At 69.6% G+C, this 24,741-nt stretch carries 28 protein-coding genes and 5 pseudogenes; 6 read left to right on the forward strand and 27 right to left on the reverse strand.

The annotated features are described in order from the left end of the window. Window positions 1-264: 264 nt before the first annotated feature. From C3488_RS20870 to C3488_RS20900, 9 genes are all read right to left on the reverse strand, one after another. A complete protein-coding gene (locus C3488_RS20870; RefSeq protein ID WP_103841573.1) occupies window positions 265-2,109 on the reverse strand; it encodes a complex I subunit 5 family protein in 1,845 nt (614 codons plus the stop codon). Continuing rightward, complete coding sequence (locus C3488_RS20875) at window positions 2,096-2,440, reverse strand: sodium:proton antiporter (RefSeq protein ID WP_103841575.1); 345 nt, start codon at window positions 2,438-2,440, stop codon at window positions 2,096-2,098. Before C3488_RS20875 ends, C3488_RS20870 begins: the two co-directional genes overlap by 14 nt. Beyond that, window positions 2,437-3,192, reverse strand: a complete 756-nt coding sequence (locus tag C3488_RS20880; protein WP_103841577.1) for an MnhB domain-containing protein — start codon at window positions 3,190-3,192, stop codon at window positions 2,437-2,439. Before C3488_RS20880 ends, C3488_RS20875 begins: the two co-directional genes overlap by 4 nt. Continuing rightward, complete coding sequence (locus C3488_RS20885; RefSeq protein ID WP_103841579.1) at window positions 3,189-3,446, reverse strand: DUF4040 domain-containing protein; 258 nt, start codon at window positions 3,444-3,446, stop codon at window positions 3,189-3,191. The genes C3488_RS20880 and C3488_RS20885 overlap by 4 nt, the downstream gene beginning before the upstream one ends. Next, the gene (locus C3488_RS40650; protein WP_181139117.1) at window positions 3,443-3,808 is read right to left on the reverse strand and encodes a monovalent cation/H(+) antiporter subunit G; all 366 of its coding nucleotides are present in this window, start codon (window positions 3,806-3,808) and stop codon (window positions 3,443-3,445) included. Before C3488_RS40650 ends, C3488_RS20885 begins: the two co-directional genes overlap by 4 nt. Continuing rightward, window positions 3,805-4,059 (reverse strand): monovalent cation/H+ antiporter complex subunit F, encoded by a 255-nt coding sequence (locus tag C3488_RS40655; RefSeq protein ID WP_181139118.1) that lies wholly within the window; start codon window positions 4,057-4,059, stop codon window positions 3,805-3,807. Before C3488_RS40655 ends, C3488_RS40650 begins: the two co-directional genes overlap by 4 nt. Continuing rightward, window positions 4,056-4,337 carry a hypothetical protein gene (locus C3488_RS40660; protein ID WP_181139119.1) on the reverse strand — a complete coding sequence of 94 codons (282 nt, stop codon included), beginning with the start codon at window positions 4,335-4,337 and terminating at the stop codon, window positions 4,056-4,058. Before C3488_RS40660 ends, C3488_RS40655 begins: the two co-directional genes overlap by 4 nt. Window positions 4,338-4,846: 509 nt before the next feature. Then, entirely contained in the window at window positions 4,847-5,059 is a 213-nt protein-coding gene (locus C3488_RS20895) for a DUF4287 domain-containing protein (protein WP_103841583.1), read from the reverse strand. A 98-nt stretch (window positions 5,060-5,157) separates the two neighbouring features. Continuing rightward, window positions 5,158-5,730: a dihydrofolate reductase family protein gene (locus C3488_RS20900; protein WP_103841585.1), complete on the reverse strand. Its 573-nt coding sequence runs from the start codon at window positions 5,728-5,730 to the stop codon at window positions 5,158-5,160. 367 nt (window positions 5,731-6,097) lie between these two features. On the opposite strand from C3488_RS20900, the gene C3488_RS20905 reads away from it, so the two are divergent. Beyond that, window positions 6,098-7,327, forward strand: coding sequence for an MFS transporter (locus C3488_RS20905; protein WP_103841587.1), 1,230 nt, complete (start codon window positions 6,098-6,100; stop codon window positions 7,325-7,327). 79 nt (window positions 7,328-7,406) lie between these two features. On the opposite strand, the pseudogene C3488_RS20910 reads toward C3488_RS20905, so the two are convergent. Next, window positions 7,407-7,490, reverse strand: a pseudogene (locus C3488_RS20910) (IS5/IS1182 family transposase); the annotation flags it as partial. A 270-nt stretch (window positions 7,491-7,760) separates the two neighbouring features. Then, on the reverse strand, window positions 7,761-7,919 hold the full coding sequence (locus C3488_RS20915) for a hypothetical protein (protein ID WP_258053547.1): 159 nt from the start codon (window positions 7,917-7,919) through the stop codon (window positions 7,761-7,763). A 271-nt stretch (window positions 7,920-8,190) separates the two neighbouring features. On the opposite strand from C3488_RS20915, the pseudogene C3488_RS20920 reads away from it, so the two are divergent. The 3 genes and pseudogenes from C3488_RS20920 to C3488_RS42635 form a co-directional block, all read left to right on the forward strand. Further along, a pseudogene (locus C3488_RS20920) lies at window positions 8,191-8,481 on the forward strand (transposase family protein); the annotation flags it as partial. A 33-nt stretch (window positions 8,482-8,514) separates the two neighbouring features. After that, window positions 8,515-8,943 (forward strand): annotated as a pseudogene (locus tag C3488_RS42630) (chloride channel protein); the annotation flags it as partial. 120 nt (window positions 8,944-9,063) lie between these two features. Beyond that, window positions 9,064-9,579 (forward strand): CBS domain-containing protein, encoded by a 516-nt coding sequence (locus C3488_RS42635; RefSeq protein WP_374955443.1) that lies wholly within the window; start codon window positions 9,064-9,066, stop codon window positions 9,577-9,579. 2 nt (window positions 9,580-9,581) lie between these two features. Here the strand turns inward: C3488_RS42635 and C3488_RS20930 are convergent, their stop codons facing one another. Both C3488_RS20930 and C3488_RS20935 read right to left on the reverse strand, forming a co-directional pair. Next, a complete protein-coding gene (locus tag C3488_RS20930; protein ID WP_103841591.1) occupies window positions 9,582-10,127 on the reverse strand; it encodes a MarR family winged helix-turn-helix transcriptional regulator in 546 nt (181 codons plus the stop codon). Between the two features lie 145 nt (window positions 10,128-10,272). Continuing rightward, window positions 10,273-10,548, reverse strand: coding sequence for a helix-turn-helix domain-containing protein (locus tag C3488_RS20935; protein WP_103841593.1), 276 nt, complete (start codon window positions 10,546-10,548; stop codon window positions 10,273-10,275). A gap of 60 nt (window positions 10,549-10,608) precedes the next feature. On the opposite strand from C3488_RS20935, the gene map reads away from it, so the two are divergent. Continuing rightward, entirely contained in the window at window positions 10,609-11,376 is a 768-nt protein-coding gene (gene map / locus C3488_RS20940) for a type I methionyl aminopeptidase (protein ID WP_103841595.1), read from the forward strand. 357 nt (window positions 11,377-11,733) lie between these two features. On the opposite strand, the gene C3488_RS20945 is transcribed toward map, so the two are convergent. The 10 genes and pseudogenes from C3488_RS20945 to wrbA form a co-directional block, all read right to left on the reverse strand. Next, window positions 11,734-12,078, reverse strand: a complete 345-nt coding sequence (locus tag C3488_RS20945; protein ID WP_103841646.1) for a hypothetical protein — start codon at window positions 12,076-12,078, stop codon at window positions 11,734-11,736. A 253-nt stretch (window positions 12,079-12,331) separates the two neighbouring features. Next, a pseudogene (locus C3488_RS42640) lies at window positions 12,332-12,439 on the reverse strand (VOC family protein); the annotation flags it as partial. Between the two features lie 181 nt (window positions 12,440-12,620). After that, window positions 12,621-13,079, reverse strand: coding sequence for a carboxymuconolactone decarboxylase family protein (locus tag C3488_RS20955; RefSeq protein WP_103841599.1), 459 nt, complete (start codon window positions 13,077-13,079; stop codon window positions 12,621-12,623). Between the two features lie 124 nt (window positions 13,080-13,203). Further along, on the reverse strand, window positions 13,204-13,659 hold the full coding sequence (locus C3488_RS20960) for a cupin domain-containing protein (protein ID WP_103841648.1): 456 nt from the start codon (window positions 13,657-13,659) through the stop codon (window positions 13,204-13,206). A 24-nt stretch (window positions 13,660-13,683) separates the two neighbouring features. Continuing rightward, the gene (locus tag C3488_RS20965) at window positions 13,684-14,604 is read right to left on the reverse strand and encodes an NADP-dependent oxidoreductase (protein WP_181139120.1); all 921 of its coding nucleotides are present in this window, start codon (window positions 14,602-14,604) and stop codon (window positions 13,684-13,686) included. Between the two features lie 143 nt (window positions 14,605-14,747). Then, on the reverse strand, window positions 14,748-15,674 hold the full coding sequence (gene sigJ / locus C3488_RS20970; RefSeq protein ID WP_103841601.1) for an RNA polymerase sigma factor SigJ: 927 nt from the start codon (window positions 15,672-15,674) through the stop codon (window positions 14,748-14,750). Window positions 15,675-15,834: 160 nt separating this feature from the next. After that, complete coding sequence (locus tag C3488_RS20975; RefSeq protein ID WP_181139121.1) at window positions 15,835-17,106, reverse strand: MFS transporter; 1,272 nt, start codon at window positions 17,104-17,106, stop codon at window positions 15,835-15,837. 25 nt (window positions 17,107-17,131) lie between these two features. After that, a complete protein-coding gene (locus tag C3488_RS20980) occupies window positions 17,132-17,770 on the reverse strand; it encodes an HD domain-containing protein (protein WP_103841605.1) in 639 nt (212 codons plus the stop codon). Window positions 17,771-18,137: 367 nt separating this feature from the next. Then, window positions 18,138-19,118, reverse strand: coding sequence for a GlxA family transcriptional regulator (locus C3488_RS20985; protein ID WP_103841607.1), 981 nt, complete (start codon window positions 19,116-19,118; stop codon window positions 18,138-18,140). 338 nt (window positions 19,119-19,456) lie between these two features. Further along, the gene (wrbA, locus tag C3488_RS20990; RefSeq protein WP_103841609.1) at window positions 19,457-20,071 is read right to left on the reverse strand and encodes an NAD(P)H:quinone oxidoreductase; all 615 of its coding nucleotides are present in this window, start codon (window positions 20,069-20,071) and stop codon (window positions 19,457-19,459) included. A 289-nt stretch (window positions 20,072-20,360) separates the two neighbouring features. Between wrbA and C3488_RS20995 the strand changes: the two genes are divergently transcribed. Next, on the forward strand, window positions 20,361-21,227 hold the full coding sequence (locus C3488_RS20995; RefSeq protein ID WP_103841611.1) for a helix-turn-helix domain-containing protein: 867 nt from the start codon (window positions 20,361-20,363) through the stop codon (window positions 21,225-21,227). Window positions 21,228-21,248: 21 nt separating this feature from the next. On the opposite strand, the pseudogene C3488_RS21000 reads toward C3488_RS20995, so the two are convergent. From C3488_RS21000 to C3488_RS21015, 4 genes and pseudogenes are all read right to left on the reverse strand, one after another. Beyond that, window positions 21,249-21,476: pseudogene (locus C3488_RS21000) on the reverse strand (3-oxoadipyl-CoA thiolase); the annotation flags it as partial. Between the two features lie 84 nt (window positions 21,477-21,560). Further along, entirely contained in the window at window positions 21,561-22,202 is a 642-nt protein-coding gene (locus tag C3488_RS21005) for a CoA transferase subunit B (protein ID WP_103841613.1), read from the reverse strand. Next, on the reverse strand, window positions 22,199-22,957 hold the full coding sequence (locus tag C3488_RS21010) for a CoA transferase subunit A (RefSeq protein ID WP_103841615.1): 759 nt from the start codon (window positions 22,955-22,957) through the stop codon (window positions 22,199-22,201). The genes C3488_RS21005 and C3488_RS21010 overlap by 4 nt, the downstream gene beginning before the upstream one ends. A gap of 11 nt (window positions 22,958-22,968) precedes the next feature. Continuing rightward, a complete protein-coding gene (locus tag C3488_RS21015) occupies window positions 22,969-24,741 on the reverse strand; it encodes an FAD-dependent monooxygenase (RefSeq protein WP_103841617.1) in 1,773 nt (590 codons plus the stop codon).

The raw sequence follows: 24,741 nt of genomic DNA on the forward strand, positions 1-24,741 counted from the left end.
GCCGGGGCCGACACCCTGGTCGTGGCCCATCGGCACCAGCGGGTCGATGAGGACGGCCCCCTGCGGAAGGCCACCCGCCTGACACCGAACGCTTCGCCACCGCCGTCTCCGAGCTCCATTTTGTTCGGAGCTCTCAGTCGGCCGCCTCGGCCGTCGGAACCACCGCAGCGGCGCTCATCGGCGCCGCCGCTCCAGGTTCGTCCGTGATCTTGCATCCATGGACGTCGGTTTCCGCTCCCTTCCCGCCCCTCGCGGCCCTCGACGTCACCGCAGAGTCAGAGCCCAGCCCGATCCGAGGGCGGCCAATCCCACGACGAACCAAAGGCCGTAGTCACCCACCGCACCATCGTGGATCGCCTTGAGGGCAGCCGCCGGGCGCAAGACGGCCCGGCGGAGTACGGTTCCGGCTTTCTGCCACCACAGTGAGACGCCTGCCAGCACCAGCGAACCGGTGGCGGATGCCGCACCGAAGACCCATCCCCCGGTCCATGGCGTGGAGTTACCGGGAACGGGCCGCGTGGCCGGCAACCGCCCTGCGAGTACGTGTGCTGCGGTCAGCCGCGGCTGCTGGACCGAGTGCGCCACGTGAGCGAACCAGTCCGCCACGCCGGGCACGAAAGACAGCCCGTAGGCGAGCACCACCAGTACCAGCGGCGGACCGAACATCACGAACCGCCGCCCGAGGCTCATCCGGTCGTGCTCGGGTCCGACGTCGGGTTCGCCCTCCTCCGGTTCGGTCGGCTCCCGGGTCAGCGCGGGATCCTCCTTGGGCCCCCATCCCAGGAAGACGCGAGCCGCCGCGCGGAGGAACACCGCCCCCGTTGCCGCTGCTCCTGCCGCCACAACCGCCGTCACCCAGCCTTTCCCGGCCGCACCCACGATGAGAGCCGTGGACAGGAAAGTCCCGAAGGGAGGTACCAGGGCGAAGCCCAGCGCACAGGCGACGAGGAGCAGACCGGGCAGCACGCCGCCGCGTCGTCGGCCCCTGCCGTGCAGCAGGAGTTCGTCGCCGGCCTTCAGCCACTGGATGATGGCGGCGATCAGCAGGAACACGGCTGCTTTCAGCAACCCGTCGGTCATGACGAACAGCGTCGCACCGGCCAGTCCGCGCGGGGTGAGCAGGGCGATGCCGAGCAGGACGATGCCGCCGTGCGCGACCGTGGCGAAGGCCAACTGCCGCTTGAGGTCCGCTTCCAGCAGAGCCATGACGGCGCCGAGGACGATCGAGGACACGGCCATCGCCAGGAGCCCGTTGCGGATCGCCTGGTGGTGTCCGGCGAACGCCTCGGAGAATCCGTCCCAGTAGATCCGGCTGAACGTGTGGTAGGCGAGGTCGCTCATGATGCCGGAGAACAGGGCGCCCACCGGGGCGGGCACGACGGTGTAGGCGTCGGCCAGCCAGAAGTGGAAGGGCACGGCGCCGGCCTTGACCAGAAGACCCGCGGTGATCAGCGTGAAGCCCACGACCGCTGGACTGCTCGGCGGATGGCCCCGCAGACTCTCGCCGATCTGCGCCAGGTTGAGCGCACCGACGTGGCCGTAGACGAGGGCGATGCCCAGCAGCACGGTGAGGGCGCCGACCGTGTTGAGCACGGCGAACGTGAGCGCTCCCTGGACTACCCCGGCCTGGTGGATCTGGTAGCCGCACAGCGCGTACGCCGCCACACTCATCAGCTCGAGCCACACGAAGACGTTGAACAGGTCGCCCGAGAGCGAGAATCCCACCATGCCGGCGAGCAGGGACAGTACCAGCGTGTGGTAGAGGTGCCCCACCTCCTCGAAATACCGCCAGGAGTAGACCAGGCTGGCGGTGACGAGCAGCCCGGCCAGGGCGGCGAGCCCCGCCGCGGCCGGTTCCACGACGAAGGCGATCCCCAGCGCCACGCCACCGACCGGACGCCAGCCGCCGAACCAGTAGACCATCGGCTCGTGGCGTGTCGCCCACACGAGAATGACCGTCATCACCGTGACGGCGGCCGCCGCAGCGAGGGCCAGCAGGTCCGGCCCGCGACGCGGCACCCACCGGGCGACCGCCGCCAGCAGCGCCCCCGTCAGCAGGGGGACAGCGACGGTCAACGGCACCAGGGTCTGCGGGTCAGCCACGGACACGCGCCAGTTCGTCCGGGTCCAGCGTTCCGCCGCAACTATGGCTTTGCTGAGCCAGTGCGAGCAGCAGAGCAAGCGCCACCACACTCACCACCACATCGGTGAGAGTGAGGGCCTGCAAGACGGGGTCGGCCATGGGTCTGCCCGGCTGGGGGCTCTGGGCGATCGGCGGCTGGCCACCCCGGACAGAACCGAGGGAGATCAGCGCGACATAGGTGGCCGACTGAGTCACCGTCAGACTGACCGCCATATGAATGTAGTTCCGGCTGTTGACGAGGCCGTGGAGACCAGCCGTGAACAGGACGCCGGCAACCACGTACGGATAGACGCTCACTGGCCCTCCCCTGAGGGCTGCGGATGCGGAACCGTCTCGATGTACTCCTCCAGGAACTCGTGGAAGATCAGTACGACGGCGGCGGCAACCTCCAGTCCGGTGACCCAGTTCAGCACGGCCACCGTGCCACCCGACGCGAGGCTGCCGGTGCTGCCCAGGGGCAGGAACCCCGCGAGGAAGGCCTGCCCCGCCGCCATGGCCGCCAGACCCACGCCGATGTACCCGGCGGCCCCCGTGCCCTCCGCCGGGTCGACGAGCGCGGTCGGGGTCAGGGCCCGATGGTCGCGGTAGCTGCCCGCGATCCAGATGAGCAGAGCGGCCGCGGCGCACACGACACCTCCCTGGAAGCCACCCCCAGGGGTCAGATAGCCGTAGGCGACCGTCCACAGCCCCAGAAGCAGCGTCACGGGCACGAGGCACCCACCGATCTGCCGGACGGCGGCACTGGTCACTTCGTCGTGCGGCCGCTCTTCGGGCACGTCCCGGGAGCTCCTCAGCAGCAGTGCGGTACCCATGACGCTGGTGAACAGGATCAGCTCCTCGCCCAAGGTGTCCCAGCCGCGGTATCCGAACACGACGGTCGAGGGGATGTTGGTGACCCGTAGTTGCCCGACGGCGTGCTGTAGCACGTATGCCGCGTAGGCGTGCGGCTTCGAACCGAAGTCCGGAAGGCCCACCATCCCCCACATGACCACTCCCGCCACCACCCCGGCCGCAGGCACGAACAACAGCAGGCGCAGTCGGCGGCTCATCGGTCGCTCCGCCGTTTCTCGAGCCGTCCCCCGGTGCGGTAGATCGTCGCCAGGAGGAGCATCGGGTACGCCACCGTGGAGACCACCGCCACGGAGATCGCGACGTCGGGAGCCTGGATGACGGTGAACAGCACCACGAGCGACAGACCGAACAAGCCGTTGACCATGACCTGACGCAACGGGTCGTGACAGGCCACCACCGCCACGCCGAGTACCACGACGGCAGTGAAGGCGACGATCTGCAGCACGATCATGATTCGTCCTCCGATGCCGCCGCATCGGGTGGGCCAGGGCGGTTGCCCTCTTGGGTGCCGACCGGATCCAGGTCCCCGTGGATCAAGCGACGTGCCGACCGCGCAGTGGCATGGGTGAGTACGGGGTTGAAGAGGGCGAGGAAGGCGACAGCCGTCAGCGCCTGCACGGTCCCCGAGGCGGACGAGAAGCCGGTGAGTGCCACCGCGATTCCGATCAAAACAGGCCCGACCGTGGTGCCGGCCGCAGCGAAATGCAGGCGGTCGAACACATCGCGCATCCACCACACCCCCAGGCAGCACACCAGTTGGGCGATGACTCCGGCGGCCAGGGCGACGTCGGCCGCGATCCGGACCGCGCTCATGGAGTGCGGTCCAGGAACCGGGCGCACAGCAGTCCGCTCACCCAACTCAGCACAGCCGTGATCAGGGCGACGCCTGTGGCAGAGGAACTCTGCGTGCCCACCGCAACGCAGACGACGGCCAACGTCGCCATGCCCCCGCCGAGCTCCAGGGCCACAAGCCCGTCGATGGCACGCCCCCGCACGCACACCGGCACCAACGGCGCGAAGCCGAGGAGAAGCACCGCCGCGGCGATCAGGAACTCCTGCCTCATACCGGCTCCTCCGACGCCCGCAGGGGGCGCAGATCGTGCAGCAGAGCCCTGCCACTGGCGGAATCCACGTCCAGCACATAAGCGTTCGGCGAGTAGGTCGCCACCACCGCCAGCCACGCAGCGACCGGTCCCGCGCCTGGCGCGACCCTGCCGACGTCCCTGTGCACGAACCGGCCCACCCGGTCGCGTCGGCCCGCGGACACACTCCGGATCAGTACCGCCGAGATGACACCGAAGTCGACGACCGTCTGCCAGGCCGTACGGGGAAGAGCCGGCACCCACCGCACCCTGGGCCGGCTCCCCAACAGCCCACGCCCTGCCACCCACTGTGCAGCCACCGCAGACACAGTGGACGCCCCGGCACCCCACACGGCCGTCAGCCACCCGCCCTGACCGCTGAACAGGAACCACAGCGGATACAGCACACACCACCATGTCAGTCCAGCCACCAACCGGCGGCCGAGCGGCCGTTGCCGGAACGCATCGTCCTTCACAGCAGTGCCCAAGTCACGATCACGACCCGGAAAGGTACCCATTCCTGGTCCGTTTCGCGCGGGAAACGACCCGTATGGACGCCCTCTGTTCCGGTGAACGAAAGCCCGGAGGCCGAGGCCGGGCCTGCAGACCCGGCGCGGCCGGAGCCGGAAGGCGCACCGGCAAACAGGCGCCCGGATGAACAACGAGAGGGCTGACCCGGCCACGCGCGCCGGATACCGCCCACGGCCAGGAACGGCCGCCTACGGTGCAGAGCGTCAGAGGTCGGCGGTCACGACACGCGACACCCGCCTCAGGCTCCGTTGCCTTCGGCGAGAGTGTGGGCGACGAGGGCGTTGGCGTGGCCGTGACCGAGTCCGTGCTCGGCCTTGAGCCAGGTGACGAGTTCCATGTGCTTGGTCAGGGGCGAGGTCCGGATGAGCTTCTTCCACTCCGCGATCGGGCGGCCGTACTTCTTCTCGATCGAGGGGAAGTAGCTGGCGGGGCCCTTCGTTGGCGCAGTCATGTGCGATGTCCTGCCTGTCATGTCGTAGTGATCTCGCGTGCGTAGTTCCAGCGGGTGTCACGTCCGCAGACGCGACGGCAGGGCGTACGGGAGCCCTGTCAGCGGACGACGTCGAATACGTTCTTCTGCAGACCGTTGGCGTACACCTCGTGCTCGACCAGCTTCAGCTTCTGGGCGTCCTTGTCCGTAGCACTGAACAGACGCTTGCCCGCGCCGAGCAGGAGCGGGAAGACGAGCAGGTGGTAGCGGTCGATCAGGCCGGCGTCCGAAAGGCTCTGGTTCAGGGCGGCGCTGCCGTGGACGATGATCGGGCCGCCCTCGGTCTGCTTCAGCGCGGCGACCTCGTCGAGCGAGCGCAGGATCGTGGTCTCGCCCCAGTTCGACACCAGGTCGTCCTCGGTGAGCGTGGTGGAGACAACGTACTTCGGCATCACCTTGTAGTCGGCGAAGTCCTCCATGTCCGGCCATACGGGGCTGAACGCCTCGTAGCTGGTACGGCCCATCAACATCGCGGTGGCTTCCTTCTGCTCCCGACCCTTGATGTCGAACGCCTCAGGGAGGAAGTCGACGTTCTTGAAGGTCCACCCGGAGTTCCGGTAACCGGGTTCACCGCCCGGAGCCTCCACGACGCCGTCGAGCGAGATGAAAGCAGTGCTGATGAGGGTACGCATCTCAAGGTTCCTCCGTGCCTCGTTGTCGCTTCACTGGATCAGACGGGACACGCCGCCGGAACTCATCGCCATCGGACGTGGATTTCCAGAAAGATCTCGGCGGGCTGCGCATCAGGCGATCATGCGGTCGATCAGGTCAAGCAGCTTCTCCCGAAGGGTGGATCGCGACGACGGCGACCTTCCGGCCTCTGCGTCGACGTCAGGACCCGCCCTGCCAGGGCGAACAAGGCCGAAGGGAGAACAGCCGCTCTCCTGGTGCACAACGGCCGCGCGAGGCCACCGGTTTACGCGAACCTCTTGTTCTTGCAAGTAATATGCAACAACCTGGAGGGATCCTTACCGCCTGCCGAGGACGTGGAGCCCTGTCATGACCCGCCTGATGCCGAACACCGGACCCCAGCGCGTCCTCGCCGTCTCGAACTTCATCTACACCATCGGCAGCGGCCTCTATCTCACCGCCGGAGTGCTGTACTTCACCGAGGCGGTTCACCTTCCGGCAGGTCAGGTGGGCCTCGGGCTCGGCATCGCCGGTCTTCTCGCACTGGCCGTGGGCGTCGCGGTGGGCCATCTGGCCGACCGGCACGGAGCAAGGGGCATCTACGCCGCCACCCTGGTTGTCCAGGCGCTGGCGACGGCCGGCTTCGTCCTGACGGACAGCTTCTGGCCGTTCGTCCTCACCGTCTGCGCGGCCGCCGCGGCGAAGGCTGCCGGAATAGCCGCACGCTCACCGCTCATCAGGTACTACGGAGGGGACCGGCCGCAGGAGTTCCGGGCCTACCTGCGTGCGGTGACCAACGTCGGCATCTCCCTCGGTGCCGTGCTGGCAGGCTGGGTCGTTCAGGTGGGCACGCCCACTTCCTATCGGCTCATGGTCATCGGCAACGCCAGCGCCTTCGTGGTCTCCGCAGCGATCCTGGTCCTCCTGCCGCCGGTCGCGCCCGTCCCCACCACCGGCGGCCCTCGCTGGATCGCCCTGCGGGACAGTCCCTACCTACTGCTGACCGTCCTCGACGGCATCATGGCCATCCAGTTCAAGGTGCTCACCGTGGCCATCCCGCTCTGGATCGTCGGTGTCACCACCGCCCCGCACTGGCTCATTTCGGCCACGATGCTGACCGGCACCGTCATCGTCGTCGCCTTCCAGGTGCGAGCCAGCCGCACCATCGATTCCCCCGCCGCCGGCGCAAACGCCTACCGCCGGGCAGGCGTGGCCTTCCTCGTCGCCTGCTCCCTGATCTCGCTGTCCGCAGGCATACCGGCGTGGGCCGCCGCAACCCTGCTCGTCACCGCGGTGGTGATCCACACGGTCGGCGAACTATGGCACTCCGCCGCAGGCTTCGAGGTGTCCTTCGCCCTCGCCCCGGGGCACGCCACCGGCCAGTACCTGGGTGTCTTCGGTCTCGGCGCCGGCCTCGCCGAGGCCCTCGGCCCAGGACTGCTCATCGCGCTGTGCATCACCTGGGGCCGCCCCGGATGGTATGTCGCGGGAGCCATGTTTGCGCTGACAGGCTTGGCAGCACGCCCTGCTGTCCGCTGGGCGCAGCGCCATCAGCACGCTGTACAGACGCAGCTTGCCCCTGCCGAGAGGGCACTCTGAACCAATATGCCGACTACGACGTTGGCCCGGATATGAGGCGCCGTCCGGGTGATCGCCTGGTCCTTCGGCGGCTTCCACACCGGCCGACAGCGAGGCGGTCCCACCGGTCGCGGTACGGGAGGCGGACCGTGTCGCCTGCGCCCTGGTAGCCCTTGTCCGCCCAGCCCGTGTCGTCCCGGCACACCCCGCGTCTGCCTCTCCCTCATGAACTGCCGCCCGTCACGGGGCCGCAGCGGTCAGCCATGGCCGCGATCAGTCGAGCAGGAAGGTTGCAGACCGGCTGCTCGAACGGCACCCGGATGGGCGGGCGGACGGACCTGCCGTCGCCCCGCGAGCAGCGCGCTGTAGCAGAACCGTGGGCCTGCGAGCCGCCGTCCTCACCCGCGTGGTCATCCACTCGGAGACCATCCACCCCGACCTGCGAGCCGCCAGGTCAGCCACCGGCCTTTCTGTCGAACCATCCGAGCGACCGGACGACGGACGCGCCGACAAAGAGGATGCCGAGAGGAACGATCGTGAACCAGGCGGCACCGGCTTTCATGGCCGCGAGCAGGGCGATGGCGCCGATGGCCAGCGCCAGGAGCACGAGCATCCCCAGAAGGACACGAATCTTGGAAACCAACGCAGGACTCTCCAATGTTCGGCTGGGCTCTGTCGACTTGACAGCGGTCGCTACCCGTTCGACCGCCGGCGTCGGTTGCGCGGTAGGGAGACAGCAAGCTCCCCGGCGTGACACCACGGCTCCGTCAGGAAGCTCATGGGGCGAGTCTCCCAACGCTGCCTTCCGGAGGCTCCCGTAGAACTACGTAATCGAATACGTAGGTTCACCGGCCGGGGCGGGGCGAAGCCCATGGATGTGGCCCATGAACGTGCAGGTCGTAGCCGACCCCAAGGGGCGTCTGCTGTGGGCTTCACCGGCCCTGGCCGATGCCGTCCATGACGTCCGGGCGGCCCGCGAACACGGCATCACCGACGGTCTCGCCGAGGCCGGCATCACCGGCTGGGCAGACAAGGGCTACCAGGGCGCAGGCGACACGGTCCGCCTCTCGTGCCGCGACCAGTGGGACCGCCTCCCTGTCGGCCGGCAGGCCGCCCACCGACCCCACGCAAAAGTCCGGGTCCTGGTCGAACAGGCCATCGCCACCCTCAAGTCCGTTGACGCCTGCGACTGGGCCTGGCGCGGCCCCGAGTGGCTGCGCCCGGCGGTCGGCGGCCTCGCGCTCGGCCTGGTACTGCTCGCGCTGCCCGAGATGTACGGCGTCGGCTATCCGGTGCTGCAGAAGGCGGCCGAGGGCGGGTACGCGGTCGGCTTCCTGCTGCTCCTGCTGGCGGGCAAGATGCCGGCGGCCAGCCTGACCATCGGCATCGGCGGCTCGGGCGGGGTATTCGCCCCCAGCCTGTTCATCGGGGCCATGCTCGGCTCGGCATACGGGGCGACCGCCCACCAACTGCTGCCCCAGTCGGCAGGCCCGGTCGGCGCGTACGCACTGATCGGCATGGGCGCCGTCGTCGCCGGCGCGGCCCGAGCGCCGATCACCGCCGTGGTCATCCTCTTCGAGCTCACCGGCGAGTACTCGATCATCCTGCCGCTGATGACGGCCATCGTGCTGGCCACCGCGACCAGCCGCCTGCTGACGGGCGACACCATCTACACGCTCAAGCTGCGCCGCCGCGGCATCGACCTCGAAGGCCCCGCGCGCGGCGCGCAGATCGGAGCCCAGCCTGTCGGCGCCGTCATGGATCCCCTGCCCTCCCCGCTTCCCGCGTCCACCACGCTCGCCGACGCGGCCGACCTGCTGAGCCTGTCCGGCCACGGGGCCCTTCCGGTGACAGACGACTCCGGGGAGTACGTCGGCGTCGTCACCGCCCAGGCGGTGGCCGAGGCCCTCGCCGAACAGCCGGACGCAGCGCCGACGCTCGTCGGACAGCTCGCCGAGCAGCCACCGCGGCGGCAGACCGACGAACTCCGCAGCCCCCACAGCACAGATCGCACATGCTCCATGAGATGCTGCTCCACCCCGGACGGAAGCCGATGCCGTCGTCGCACGCCGTCTCACCCCAGTGCTTCCCGCCCGTCAGCGGTTCCGCATCCCGCCGCACCGGAGAAGGGAACGCCCTACCCGGCCGGACACACCACGTGGGGCCCGCAGCAGGCACGGAAGGCGGCTGCGGAGCCCCACGTTCGTCACTTCACTTGCATTATGCAAAACGAGTCCGGTTCAGAGAAGAGCGGTCCAGGGACCGAGGCCTGAGATCACGAGGAGTCAGGCCCGTGGGTGACCGCGACGTCCGCCACCCAGCCCAGTGGATGCGGCTGCGAGTCGTCGACCGTGGGTACGGCGGGCTCCGCACCCGCCTGGTTGAAGGCGTTCAGGGCCTCGATCAGCGCGAGCCGCTCCGTCGGGCGGAGCCGTTCGACGATCGCCGCGATCTCGGCACGGCGCCGGGCGGTGACGTCCTCGACGATGCGCCGTCCCTCCTCAGTGAGCTGCAGCAGGGTTTCGCGGCGGTTGTCGGGGTTGGGCCGTCGGTCGGCGAGCCCCGCCGCGATGAGCCGGTCGACCATGCGCATCGCCGTCGACGGCGCCACCTGGAGCAGGTCGGCAAGCGCGACGAGCTTCGTAGCCCCCCGGGTGGACAGCACCACCAGCATCCGGAACTGCGGGACGGTCACCCGCTCCTCCACCTCGGCGAGTGAGCGGGCGGACACCGCCACCAGCAGCCGAGAAGCAGTCAGCACCGCCTGCGTGACCGCGTCAACATCGTCCATCGCCCCTGCGGGGTTCTTCCGTTCCGGCATGCGTCCTTTCTACCGCGTCACCTTCCCGGCCCACTCACGCGACGGGAACAGATCTTCACCCCGCCGGAATGCGGCACCGGAGCAGGAGCATCACCGTGCCGCCGAAGGCCGGCTGAGCGATACAGGGTGCGGCACCGCCCACTCCTCAGGCAGAGAGCGCCGGTTCCTGCCCGCCCGGGTCATACGCGCACGCGGCCGCCAACTCGTCCAGAGACACATGCAGCGCGGCGGCCAGGGCTGCCACGGTGAAGAAGGCTGGGGTCGGGGCCCGGCCCGTCTCGATCTTGCGCAGGGTCTCCGCGGAAATCCCCGCCGCGGCCGCCACCTCCGCCATGCTCCGGCTTCCGCGCGCTCTGCGCAGCAGCGCGCCGAACCGCTCGCCGCGTTCCCGTTCCCACGGTGTCAGAGGAGTCCTCACCATGACCGTGATACTAATACCGGTATAAGTATTGGGTCCGCTCGAGGTGGGAAGTCGCAGCACATGGTGGAGATCAAGACCGATGCCGCATTGGACGCGATGCGGGAAGCCGGACGTGTGGTGGCCCGCGCCCTGGCCGCAGTCCGAGAAGCAGCGGGCGTGGGGGTGTCCCTGCAAGAACTCGACGAAGCGGCCCGGTCGGTTCTGGCCGAGGCCGGAGCCGGCTCCCCCTTCCTCGGGTACCGGCCGTCCTTCGCCCCGGTCGCCTTCCCCGCCGTGATCTGCACGTCCGTGAACGACGCCGTCTCGCACGGCATCCCCACCGGCTACCGGCTGCGCGACGGCGACCTGGTGAGCATCGACTGCGGCGCCCAGCTCGACGGCTGGACGGGCGACGCGGCCATCACCTTCACCGTCGGAACACCGCGCCCCGGCGACCTCGACCTGATCGACGCCACCCAGCAGGCCCTCGACGCCGGCATCGCCGCCGCCCAGGTGGGCAGCCGCATCGGCGACATCTCCCACGCCATCGACACCGTCGCCCGCAAGGCCGGCTGCGGCATGCCCGCCGACTTCGGCGGCCACGGCATCGGCCGCCACATGCACGAAGACCCTCATGTTCCCAACCGCGGCCGCCCCGGCCGCGGTTTTCCCCTCCGGCACGGCCTGGTCCTCGCCATCGAACCCATGCTCATGGCCGGCGGGCAGAACAGCTACCGCACCGATATCGACGGCTGGACCCTGCGCACCACCGACGGCAGCAGGGCCGCCCACATCGAACACACCGTCGCCATCACCGACCAGGGCCCACGCATCCTGACCCTGCCGTGATGTAGTCCCGGACGAGGTCGTTGCGACCGTAGCCGTTGACGTCGCCGACGCTGGCGAAGGCGGAAATCCGGCCCCAGCCGCCGCCGAGGAGCTGCCGGGCGCCGAAGGAGCCGAGTCCGGCCGAGTCCGTTGCCGGGGTACTGGTCGTCGGTCTCGAACACGGTGAACACCACACGGTCGAAACGGCCGGGATGCGCTGCCTGCCGACACCAACGGCGACCGAGCCAAGCCGGCTGCCGAAACCATGGCGACGGCGGGCCCAGCCTCGGCGCGCCGTTCAAGCCTGCGGCGCCACCCGCCCGCCCCTGGCTCGGGCGTATCTTTACCCTCACCCAGGGCGGGGTTGAGCCCAGCGCGTCACTGGTTCACCACGTCGAAGGGCTCGTCGTGCCAGCGCCAGCCGGCGGTGCCGTCGTCGTGAATGTGCAGCAAGAACTCAGCGACCGGGCTGCCGTCGGGAAACGTCATGGTGAGCGCCCTTCGGATCCGGGTGTAGCAGGCGTCGGCCCGCTCCCAGTCCTCCTCGTCGACAGCCCGCTCCTGCTCAGTGAAGAGCGGGCGGAATGCCTCAAACCCAGGAAGTGTCTCGACTTCGGCGTGAGTCCAGGGCATGTCGGCTCCGGTCACGGTCAGCCGGGCAATCTCCTGGTCGCCGTGGTGGAGCCGCCAGATACTGCCGGTGGTCAGGTTCCGGTTGGTCATGTCGCCATGATGGCGATCACCCTGCCGGGCGTCGAGCACGGAGCGACCGCTGTCCCATCCAATCCGAGTCGGCAGTTGGTGAGGACTGACCCGTCGGTTGGCTCTCGTGGAACGGAGCGCGCGCGATGGGCAGCGCCCTGAGTGTCCATTACCGGCCTGGTGATGTGCTGATGCTGGCGTGCCCGTTCACCGAGACCGCTGTCTCCCTGCGGTCCCTGCCCGGCATGGGGCCGATACTCGGGGAGGAGTTCGTCTGGTCCGGCGGTGGTACGACGTATCCCGACACCTCGCACCAGAAACGAGCGACGCGCTCAGGTTCTGCGCAGTCGAAGGTGACTTGGACCTGCTTGATCGATGACATCGGCGCCACCATGACAGTAAGGCGCTATCACTCATCTCCCGGTAGGCATCCGCACGTCGGGTTGCCCTCCGCGTTCGCGTGAGCCGGGCAGCTCGCACAAACTGCCCGGCTGATTCCACCGTCATCTTCACGACAGTGGTGGCTTCGGCGACCCGTATCACCGCCGGTCTCGCCGTCGAGGTCAGCTGCCGACGGCGTACCGGCTGGTGATCGCGACTCGGTTGAAGGCGTTCATCACGGTTGCCAGCCAGGCGATTGCCGAGACCTGGTCTTCGGTGAGTACGGCCGCGGCGGCATCGAAGTCCTCGTCGCTGACGTGACCGTCCGGAACGCGTGTGATCGCCTCGGTCAGGCGGAGGGCGGCGCGGTCGGTGTCGGAGAAGTAGCCGGTCTCTTCCCATGCGGGCAGTACGGCGATCCGGTCGGGGTTCTCGCCCTTCTTGAGGGCGTCGCGGGTATGCATGCGCAGGCAGAACGCGCAGCCGTTGATCTGGGAGGTGCGGATCCTCAGCAGCTCGACCAGAAGCGGGTCGAGGCCCGCTGCGGCAGCGGCCTTTCCCACCTCCGAGGACAGGGCGATGAGAGTCTTGTAGGCAGCCGGGTGCTGCTCGCCGATGTTGACGCGCTGGGGGCCGGTCATTGTTCGTGTGTTTCCTTCGTGTGGTCTGCGCCGCGCCCTTCGGGCACGTCTTGGTGTCGGGTGGTGTACGTACCGGCAGGGGCACAGTTCGTGCGGAGTGTCGCCGCTCGCTGCGTGCCCTGGGCTACGACTTGGGGTCGTCGACCTTGAGTTCGTCTCCGGTGTTGGAGACGAAGACGACCAGGAGCTTGGCCGGCTTGGTCGCGCTGGTGTTCTCGGTGAGGATGTGGTGGGCGCCCGGCTGCTCGACCCAGTTCTCGCCCTGGTGGTAGGTGGTAACGGGCTTGTCGTCGACCTTGCTGCGCACGGTGCCTTCGAGGACGTAGGCGTAGACGAACGCCTGGCCGTGCCGGTGCGGCAGCGCGCTTGCGTTGGGCGGGAAGTCGACGACCGCTGAGGTGAACGTCTTGCCCTTCACATTCGGCAGGGCCTGCTGCAGCAGCGGTATGAAGGTTTCGACGGGGCGCGTCGATGCCGCGGCTGTCACCGGGACCTTTGCATGGGCGGGCTGGTTGGAGGCCGAGCAGGCCGTGGCCGCGGTCAGCGTGGCGACGGCCAGGAGGCCGGCGGCGATTCGCATTTCGATCACGATGGGTCTCCTGGTTCAGTCTTCCGTGATGCGGATGATCGTCTTGCCTGGAGTTCGCTTGCCGGGGGCGAACGCGGCGGGTGCCTCGGCGAGCGGCCGCACAGCACCGACGAAAGGCTTGAGCCGGCCGTCCCTCACCCGAGTGGCGAGATCGGCGAGCCGGGCGCGGTCGGGTTCGACGACGAAGAAGACCGCCCGCCCGTCCTTGGGCTGGACCTTGGGTGGCATGACAATGGTGACCAGCGTGCCACCGGCCCGCACCAGGGCGGCCGAGCGATCGAGGATGTCTCCGCCGATCACGTCGAACACGACGTCGGCTTCGCCGGCGTCCTCCAGCTTCTCGGTCTGCAGGTCGATGAATGTGTCGACGCCGAGTGCGAGTGCCCTGTCGCGGTCGGAGGCCCGGCCGGTGCCGATGACGCGGGCGCCGACCTCGCGGGCGAGTTGCACCGCGATCGAGCCGACGCCGCCCGCGGCACCATGGATCAGGACGGTCTGGCCTGCGGCGAGGCGGCCGTGGTCGAACAGGCCCTGCCACGCGGTCAGCCCGGAGATGGGCAGCGTGGCGGCGACGGTGTGGTCGATGTCCGCCGGCAGCGGAGCGAGGTTGCGGGCCTCCACCGCGGTGTACTCGGCGAGGGTGCCGTTGCGGGTCCAGTCGGCCAGGCCGAACACCCGCTGTCCGACGCTGAGGCCGGTCGTGCCGTACCCCAGCTCCACGACGACACCCGACAGCTCGTGCCCGGGCACGCTCGGCGTCCGGTCGCGGCCGGCGCGATCGGTCCACGTGGCGGGCCAGTCCAGCTCGCCCCGGGTGAAGCCTGCGGCGTGCACCCGCACGATGACGTCGTTCTCGGCCGCATGGGGGTAGGGCACGTCCATCAGGGACATGCCGGCGATTCCGGCGTTGCGGTCTCGCACAGTGATGGCTTGCATACAGGTCCTTACTGGGGAGGGGCGACCCGAGCGCACAGCCCGCTCGCGCGCCGGTCATGGCGACTGCAGGTGGATGTATGCCGTGCTGCATGATCGGTGTCACCTGGTCTCGCGCGTTCTTCGTCGCCCGTTTTGCGTTCTCGTCAGGGAGACGAGGCAGCCCCTCCAGGTGTGACAGCTCCGACGCGCACGAGTTTGTCGGGATTGAGAACCCTGCGATACGCGATGATCAGGCCGTCTGCGATCTGGGCCGTGTCGACGGAGTAGACCCGGCCCTCCCGGTGGAACACGAGGGCGAGCTCGCCGCCGACCTCGGCGAAGTCGATGCGGTCCGGACGCCACTGCCGTCCCGTACGCACCATGACCTCGGCGACGCGCTCGCCGCCGTGGATGAGCTTGCGCGCCGCGGAGACCTTGCCGCCGCCGTCGGTGACGTAGACGGCGTCCGGGTGCAGAAACCTGACCAGGCCGGCCAGGTCCCCGGCCTCGTAGGCGGCGCGGAAGACCGCGAGGAGGCGTTCGCGCTCCGCCTTCGACGCCTGCGGCGTGGACTGCTTCGCTTTGGCCACCCGCCGTCGTGCCCGCGAGGCGAGCTGCCGGGCACCCGGCACAGAGACATCCAGCACTTCGGCGATCCGGCCGAACTCAAGACCGAAGACATCGTGCAGGACGAAGGCCACCCGCTCCGGCGGGCTCAGCTCTTCCATGATCAGGAGCATCGCCGAACTGACGGACTCGTCGACGAGTACCGGCTGCGAGGCGTCCGGCCCTGTCAGCAGCGGCTCCGGCAGCCACGGCCCGACGTAGGTCTCCCGGCGGCAACGGGCACTCTTGAGAATGTCGTACGCCCGTCGCGCGGCCACCGTCACCAGCCAGGCCCGCAGATCAACGATGTCCTGCAGATCCGCTCCGGCCGCCCGCAGCCACACGTCCTGGGTCACATCCTCGGCATCGGCCACACTCCCCAGCAGCCGGTAGGCCACACCGAAAACCGCGGGCCGGTGCCTCTCCCATTCGACTCCGAGCGGGTCGTCCTGCCCAGACCATCCGGGCCCGTGCCCGTCACCCATACGGTGGTAACCTCCTCCAGCCTTTGCGGCGTAGCTGCCCGCACTCGGCCTCTTCGAAGACAGCTGCGCGGAAACGAGCCGTCCCGCTCTGACGCGGCAGCCACAGTTCGTGATCAAGCTGCGGGGCAGCCCCCTCCGCAGGCCACGCGCTGCGGCGCGCTCAGCAGCGGGTCCGTTCGCTGTGCGGTCCGGCTTCCCAGCCCGTGCGAATCGGATCGCCGGTGGGCCTGCGTGCGCGTGATCGACCGGCGTGGAGGGCCGCGCCCAAGGACAGCGCCCCGACGAAGCCGACGTACAGGTAGCCCGTGGTCTCCAGCCCCCATGAGGGCGCCGCCAGCCCGGCCGCGAGGGCCGGAAGACTCAACGCCGCATAGCTGATCACGTAGACGGCCGAGAAGACCTCCGCCCGGGACTTCGCGGTGGTGACCGCGCTGACGGCGCGGAGGTTGCCGTTGAACGTCAGGCCGACGCCCAGTCCGGCGACGACCGATCCGCCCACGTATACGGCCGGCGACGCAACAGCGATGGCCACCGCCAGTCCGGACGCCCCCAGAGTCAGGAGAACCGCCCCCAGCAAGGTGGCGCGCCGTGCCGTTTGCCGAACGGACCACAACCCGCCCACGCTGTTGGCCAGAAACAGCGCCGCGATGCTGAGCCCTCCCGCAGCGCCGGACCGCACGTGCAGGACCCTGCTCACCAGGGATGGAGTGAGCGCCAGGAACAGACCCGTGACGGACCACCCCGCGACGAGTGCGGGAACGGAGGCGAGGAACGCGGGCCGGGCTTCCCGAGGGACCCGGACTCTCGGTCGCAGCGACGCCGACCCAACCGCTCGTGGGGCGAGTGTCTCAGGGATCATGAGGATGACCGCGGCCAGAACGACGAAGGTCAGCGTGAGGAACGGAAACACATACGCATCGGGACGCGGTGTCGACCGAACCAGCAGTCCCACCACTCCTGCGCCCGTGGCCATGCCGACACTCGTGCCGACCCCCGTCAGGGTAGGCCCGAGATGCGGGCGTCGCTCGGGTGAGAGGTCGACCAGTCCGGCGGCAAGACCGCCGGTGGCAGTCCCCGTGGCGATGCCCTGCACCACCCGGGCCGTCAGGAGGGAGACGACACCGTCGGCCGTCCAGAAGATCGCCGTGCTGGTCGCCGCCACCAAAAGGGCGGCGACCAGCACCGGACGGCGACCCAAGTGGTCGCTCAGCGATCCGACCGTCAGCAGCGCGCCGAGCAGACCCACGACGTACACGGCGAAGACCACCGTCAGCATCGTGACCGACAGGCCCCAGCGCTCCCGGTACAGCGGGTAGATCGGTGACGGTGCGCTTGCCGTGGCCATCATCACCACATTGGCGCAGACCAGGACGGCGAAGGACGAACCTCGCCCGAGACGGCGCCCGTGGCGAGCGCGACTCACGTGTTTCATCACGTCGTCTTCTGCGGCGTCCTGATCAGCTCGGCCAGGGAGCGCCCATGATGCGCTCGACCGTGGTGGTGCGACGGAAGCCTGGAATGAAGTGCTCCAGCACATCCGAATTCACGGTTCCGTTCGTGGTCTCCGGGCGGTACTCGAGTCCGTCGACGAATGCCTGCAGAAACTCGTTCTTGAAGTCGCCTCGCGGATGGGCGGCCGTTATCTCGTCCACCTGGCTGCGATCCAGTTCGTCCAGACCCACGCCGAGCACGTCGGTCAGAACCCCGAAATTCGTGATGGCGATCTCCGGGCCCATCCGCCCGGGAATTCCGGGGGTCGTGTGCAGCGCGATCGCCGTCCACACCACGTCGGCGGCCGTGGCCGGGAAACCGTGGTCGAGCATGAACTTACGTGCGTGGTCGGCTCCGTCGACCTCGAAACGCTGCTCCACATCGGAAAACGGCGTCAAGAGGCCGGTGTCGTGAAACATGGCGGACAGGTAGAGAAGCTCCGGGTCGGGCTCCACACCGAGCCTGCGGGCGTGAATGACGCCGAAGACGAAAACGCGCCGGGAGTGGTGGTAGATGAGGGGGCTGGTCATCTTCTGCATGAGGCGGGTGGCTTCGGCGACCGCCGCCGTTTCGGGAATCTCCACCCCTGCGATGATTTCGCTCATGACCTCTGCGCCTTCCAATATCAGTGTTCTGCGAAGGGACGGTGCGTCCGTCTTCCACACTGCCGACCACTCGCCGTCCGGCGCCGCCTCGGTCCGGCCATGAATCACCCGCATCCGGACAGGCGGGCGGCGGAGGCGGGGGCGGCACGGGTGTGGACGGGAGCCGGCTGCCCCTGGGCCCAGCGGGCTTCCGGGTCTGCCCGTGGACCCCAGCCGGCTCCCTGGTCTCATTCCACCCCAGTACGCGCGACGACGCCTCGCCCGATCGGACAGATGCCCCTCGTTTCCGGACGTCTCGGATGTCGAGGAGGACGTTGCCGTTCGCCGTCAGCCGGCGGGCGTCTTCGATGCGATGAGGCGCATGCCGTCACGCCCTCGCCTGCGCGCGGCGCGCGCTGCCGAAGCGGCGCTGATAGGCAGCGGGGCTGATGGAAAGCTCCCGTGCGAAGACCCGGCGCAGACTCTCGTAGCTCGGGAATCCCGCCAAGGCGGCCGCCTGGGTCGCGGTGTGCCCCTGATCAAGGAATGCCTTGGCGAGGTCGAACCGGATCGACTCGACGTACCGGGCCGGCGTGGTGGACAGCTCCTCGCGGAACAGCCGCGTGAGATGGCGGGGGCTGACATTGAGATGCCGGGCGAGGGCATCGAGGGAGTGGTTGCCCGCCGGGTCCGCCTGGACCAGGTCGATGACCCTGCGCAGCGCGGGAGACCTGGGTGGCGGGGCCTGCAGCGGAGCGGAGAACTGCGACTGACCGCCCGCGCGTTGCAGGTAGACCACCAGGGCGCGGGCGACGTCCCGGCTGACCTCGGGCCCGTGGTCTTCCTCCACGAGCGCCAGCGCGAGGTCGATGCCGGCGGTGACACCCGCCGACGTGTACGTGGTGCCGTCGCGTACGTAGATGGCGTCGGGTTCGACACGGGTCTTCGGACACCGGGCTGCGAGTTCGCCTGCGACCTTCCAGTGAGTGGTGGCACGCTTACCGTCCAGCAGGCCGGTGGCACCCAGCACGAACGCCCCGGAGCAGACGGAGGCGACACGGCCGGAGCGGGCCGCAAGGTCCCTCGCAGCCTCGATCAGATCGCGCGTGACGGGAGTCCTGGGATAGATGTCGCCGCCCGGCACCACCAACGTATCCGGGGCCGGCTCGGAGGCGGGGCTGCCGTCGACGGTGATCCGTATGCCGACCGACGACGTGACGTCGGCACCGGTCGTCGACAGCAGGGCGATCCGATAGTCGGCGCCGAGTTTGTTCGCTTCTGCGAGCACTTCGGCGGGACCTGAGACGTCCAGAAGCTTCACCCCGTCGTAGACGAGCATGGCGACCCGGTGTTGCATGTCGGAGCTCACGGTTCTCTTCCTCAGGCATCTGATTCGAGTGACTGGCGGCCGGGACGAGGCCGCGCATACGCCGCGGTTCGCACTACGGGGGACGGCCACTGCCGACTCGTCCACCACCGCATCGGAAGCGCGGACGCCACGACCGACATCATCGCAGGGACGGCCTGGTCGTGGACGGCCTGGTGGTGGACGGCATGGTCGCGGAACAGGACTACGCCCAGTCGCCGGAACAGGACGATCGGTGCGAGCCGGGTAGACGCGCACCGCGGGTCCGGCAGCGCGTCGGCTGCCGGACCCGCGGTGCGGGCAGGCACACGGCGGACCGTGGGGCGCCGTGTGCCGGCAGGTCAGGCGAGGCCGGCCTTCAGGGCGGCGGCGACCTGGACCACGCGCTCGGCCTGGTGGCGGGCGGCGTTGCGGGTCTGCTCGCCGACCGGGTTGCTGCCCTGGGCGTCGACGTGCGAGGTGCCGTAGGGGTTGCCGTCGACGAACTTGACGGGGTCGGTGTAGCCCGGGGACACGATGATGCCGCCGAAGTGGTGGATGGAGTTGTACAGGGCGAGCAGCGTCGACTCCTGGCCGCCGTGCGCCGTCGCGGTCGTCACGAAGCCGCTGTAGACCTTGTTGGCGAGCTTGCCCTGTGCCCACAGGCCGCCCAGGGTGTCGATGAACTGCTTGAGCTGCGACGAGATGTTTCCGAAGCGGGTGGGGGTGCCGAAGACGATCGCGTCCGCCCACTCGACGTCGGCGGCCGTGGCATCGGGAATGCCCGCGCTCGCCGCGGCGTGGGCGGCCCACGCCTCGTTCGAGGCGATGGCGGCCTCGGGAGCCAGTTCAGCGGCCTTGAGCAGGCGCACCTCGGCGCCCGCCTTCTCGGCCGCCTCCGCGATCTCCTTGGCGATCTCGGCCGAGAACCCGGTGGAGGAGTAGTAGATGACGGCAAGGCGGACAGGGCTGGTCATGGAAGTCGTCTCCGATCCTGAGGATAAGTACGGTGCGCCACGGCGGACTGGGCCCGCGTGGTGCACAGGCGTCGCGCTCGGCGCGCTGTGCGAAGCGCGGCGATCAACGACAGTATGGTGAATCTTAAACCATCTTGTTTAACCGTCAACCATCTGGGCCGGAACCGACCTCGGGCGGCAGCGTCGAGGATCGATGCCTTCGCAGCTCGAATCAGGACGTCCAGCCTTCCGCGCACGCCGTTCTGGTTTACAGTTCAACTAGTAGTTGGTGCCACGAGGAGGTCGCACCATGGCGGAGCTGGGCCTGGCCGACACGGTCGGCATCCTGCGGCAACCCGGCGTGCGGACGCGGCAGAGCAGCGCCGGGCTCGGGTGGGAGCGGCTGTACCTCTCCACCCAGGAGGAGCAGCCCTACCGTGGTGCCTTCGATCCGGCGCCCACGCACCTCGTGATCCTGCACCTGAACGGCCCCGTCACCGTGCGGCGGGGACGGGGGGCGGGCACACGGTCGCGGACGATCCCGGCTGGGGGGCTCTTCCTCCAGCCGGCCGGCCGTGCCCTCGCCGTCGAACTCGGCGGCAGGCTCGACACGGTCCACGCCTACCTCACCGACGACGCGCTGTGCGAGGCGAACGACGGACGGCCCGTGGAGCTGTCCGAGGAGCTCGGCACCACCGATTCCCTGGCCGAGCAGCTCCTGCTGGCGCTGGCCGGCGCGGTGCGCTCGTGGGAGCCGTCGGCCCGTACCTACACCGACCATCTGACCGCGATGCTCGCCGCACAGCTCGCCCGCCGGCACGGCGTCTGCACGAGACCGGCGGACAGCCGGTCCGGACTGTCCGCACGCCGGCTCGCCGCCGTCCACGAGCTCATGGAGGAACGGCTGGCCGAACCGCTGCCGATCGCGGACCTCGCCGCCGCGGCGTCACTGAGCTGCAGCCAGTTCACGCGGCAGTTCCGGGTGAGCACGGGACAGTCGCCCCACCAGTTCCTGCTCGCGCTGCGGCTGGAGCGGGCGTGCCGGCTGCTGCGCACCGGTGGCGACCCGATCGCCGAGGTGGCCGTGGCCTGCGGGTTCTCGCACCAAGAGCACCTCACCCGGGTGATGCGCGCCCGGCTCGGCACCACCCCCGCCGCGTTGCGCCGTTCGGGCTGAACGCGGCGGCCGCGGCCCTCGGCGTTCCAGCACCATCGTCAGTGCCTGGCCCACGCCGATGCACAGCGCCGCCAGCCCCGTACCCGTGCCCGCCGCGGCCAGCTGGTGTGCGACCGCTCCCGTGATGCGGGCTCCCGACGCGCCCAGCGGATGGCCGACGGGGATGGCACCGCCGCGTGGGTCGACGACGGCCGGGTCCAGCTCGGGCAGGGCGGCGAGGCAGGCCAGTACCGGGGCCGCGTAGGGCTCCTTGCTGGACAAGGGGGCAGGGCGGCTGGGGTGGGGACGGTCAGGCGCTCAGGGCACCTCTCGCGGGGAGCGCGGTCAGGGCCGTCAGACCGCCTTGGGCGGGGGCACGGTCAGGGGCGTCAGGGCGGCGACCTCGTCGGCCGTCACGCCCGGTGCGGTCTCCACGAGGGCCAGTCCGTGCGGGGTGACGTCGAGCACGCAGAGGTTCGTGATGATCCGGTCCACGCAGCCACGGCCCGTGAGCGGCAGGGTGCACTCCTCCACGATCTTGGAGGTGCCGTCCTTCGCCGTGTGCTCCATCAGTACGACGATCCGGCGGACCCCGTGGACGAGGTCCATCGCTCCGCCCATACCCTTGATCATCTTTCCCGGTACCGCCCAGTTCGCCAGGTCGCCGTGGGCGGAGACCTGGAGCGCTCCCAGGACGGCGGTGTCGATGTGACCGCCGCGGATCATGCCGAAGGAGAGCGCGGAGTCGAAGAAGGACGCGCCCGGGAGCACGGTGACGGTCTCCTTGCCCGCGTTGATGAGGTCGGCGTCGACCTCGTCGGGCGCGGGATAGGGACCGACGCCGAGGAGCCCGTTCTCGGAGTGCAGGACGACGTCGACGTCCGGGGGCAGGAAGTCGGCGACGCGCGTGGGCAGTCCGATGCCGAGGTTGACGTAGTCGCCGTCCCGCAGTTCGCGGGCGGCGCGGGCCGCCATCTCGTCCCTGGTCCAGCTCATCGTTCCCGCACCGTTCTCTTCTCGATTCCCTTGTCGGCCGCCTGCTGCGGCGTGAGCGCCACGACGCGCTGCACGAAGATCCCGGGCAGGTGCACCTCGTCGGGGTCGAGCCGCCCCGGCTCGACCAGTTCCTCCACCTCGGCCACCGTGATGCGGCCGGCCATCGCCGCCAGCGGGTTGAAGTTGCGTGCCGCACGGTGGAACACGAGGTTGCCGTGCCGGTCCCCGCGGGCGGCCCGGACCAGCGCGTAGTCGGTGGTGATGGCGTGCTCCAGGACGTGGTCGACGCCGTGGAAGGCGCGCACCTCCTTGGGCGGCGAGGCCACGGCGACCGATCCGTCCGGGGCGTACCGCCACGGCAGCCCACCCTCGGCGGCCTGCGTGCCGACGCCGGCCGGGGTGTAGAAGGCGGGGATTCCGCTGCCGCCCGCCCGCAGCCGCTCGGCGAGGGTGCCCTGTGGGGTGAGTTCCACCTCCAGTTCACCGGCGAGGTACTGACGGGCGAACTCCTTGTTGTCCCCGATGTACGAGCCGGTGACCCGGCCGATGCGGCCCGCCGCCAGCAGGACGCCGAGGCCCCGTCCGTCGACCCCGCAGTTGTTCGACACGACCGCGAGGCCCCTCGCCCCGGTCGCGTACAGGGCATCGATGAGGACCTCCGGAACACCGCTCAGTCCGAAGCCTCCGACGGCGAACGACTGTCCGTCCGCCACATCCGCCAGGGCCTCACCGGCCGTGGCCACGAACTTGTCCATCGTGTCCTCCCCTAACGCGCCAGGACGTGGCGGAGCGCGCCGAGGAGTTCCTCCCGCGCCGCCTCACCGGTATCGGCGGCGGTGGCACGGCGCCAGGCGACGTGTCCGTCCGGGCGCACCAGCAGCACACCGTCCTCGGCGATCTCGCTGACGCGGCTCCATTCGCCGTAGGCGTCACGGCAGTTGTCGTCACCGACGCGCACCACGCGCAGCGGTACGCCGAGGGCGTCGCCGCAAGCACGCGCGGCAGTCTCCCAGACACCGCCGGACAGGCCGGTCAGCACGGTGAAGACGCCGTGGCCGACGACGTCCAGCGTGGAGACGCGCTCGCCCTGTGCGTCGACCAGCCAGGCGTGCGGCAGCTTGGCGCCGGGCCGGCTCGTCGGCTGGTGCACCAACTCGGGGTCGCCCGCCCACACTTCGGCCGGGCTGGCGTCGGGGAGCACCGCGCTGGAGACGTACCGCTGGTTCATCTCCACGCCGTGCGCGTTGAACTCGTAGTTCTTCAGCTGGATCGCCTCTTCCAGCTGCCGTCTCCTCTTGGCGCCCTCGGGTGTCCGCGCCCGTATCGCCGTGATCCCGTCGGTGATGGCCTGCGCGTCGCTGCCGCCGCCGACGCCGAGCACGTCGAAGATCGGACCGAACTGGTCGCGGCTGAGGTTGGCCCGCTCGACGATCTGCCGCCCCACGGGGGCCCGTTCGGCCGTGTAGCTGTCGAGCAGGGCGGGTCCCGCCTCGCCGCGGATCACCATCGCGAGCTTCCAGGCGAGGTTGTACGCGTCCTGGACGGAGGTGTTGGAGCCCAGTCCGTTGGACGGCGGATGACGGTGCACGGCGTCTCCGGCGCAGAAGACCCTGCCGCCCGAATACTCCTCCGCATAGGCGTGGTTGACGGTCCACAGCGAGGTCGACGTTATCTCCACCGGCAGGTGAGGATCGCCGACGAGGTCGCGCACGATCGCGCGCGCGGCCTCCTCGTCGACCCGCGGCGGCGGCTGCTCTATGTCGTATCCCCACACCAGCAGCCACTCGTTCCAGGGGCGGACCATGCGGACCAGGCCCATGCCGATGCCTCCGGTGTCCGCGCCGGGTTGCAGCACCCAGTACAGGACGCTCGGACGGTGGGCGCAGTACCGGGTGAGGTCGGCCTTGAAGACGATGTTCATGCTGCCGGCCTTGGCCATGCGACCGGCGAAGGGCAGGCCGAGCTGCTCGGCGACCATGCTGCGCCCACCGTCCGCGCCGATCAGGTAGCGGGCCCGCACCGTGAACTCGTCGCCTCGGACCCGGTCGCGCAGGAGGGCGGTGACCCCGTCCTCGTCCTGCTCGAAGCTGAGGAACTCGGTGTCGTAGCGGACCTTGGCGCCGCGGGCCGCCGCGTTGCCGACCAGGATCGGCTCCAGATAGGTCTGCGGCAGGTCGATCATCTCGCAGGGGCTCTTGGCGGAGTACTCGGTGGCCGTCGCGGGACCGGTGCCCCAGCTGCGGATGCGGCCGATCTCGTCGCCGGTGAGCGCCGTGCACAGCACGGTGTCCCCCATCAGGTGGGAGGGGCTGCCGAGGGCCAGCGCCTCCGACTCGACGCCGAGGTCGCGCAGGACCTCCATGGTGCGCTGGTTGGTGATGTGCGCCCGCGGGGTGTTGGCGAGCCACCCGTACTTGGTCACCAGCAGGGTGCGGATGCCGTAGGTGGCCAGCAGCAGGGCGGCCGAGCCGCCTGCGGGGCCGCTGCCGACGACGAGGACGTCGGTGCCGTACGCGTCGAGCGGGTCGGTGGTCGTCAT

The organism is Streptomyces sp. Ru72 (assembly GCF_002920635.1).
GTDB lineage: Bacteria > Actinomycetota > Actinomycetes > Streptomycetales > Streptomycetaceae > Streptomyces.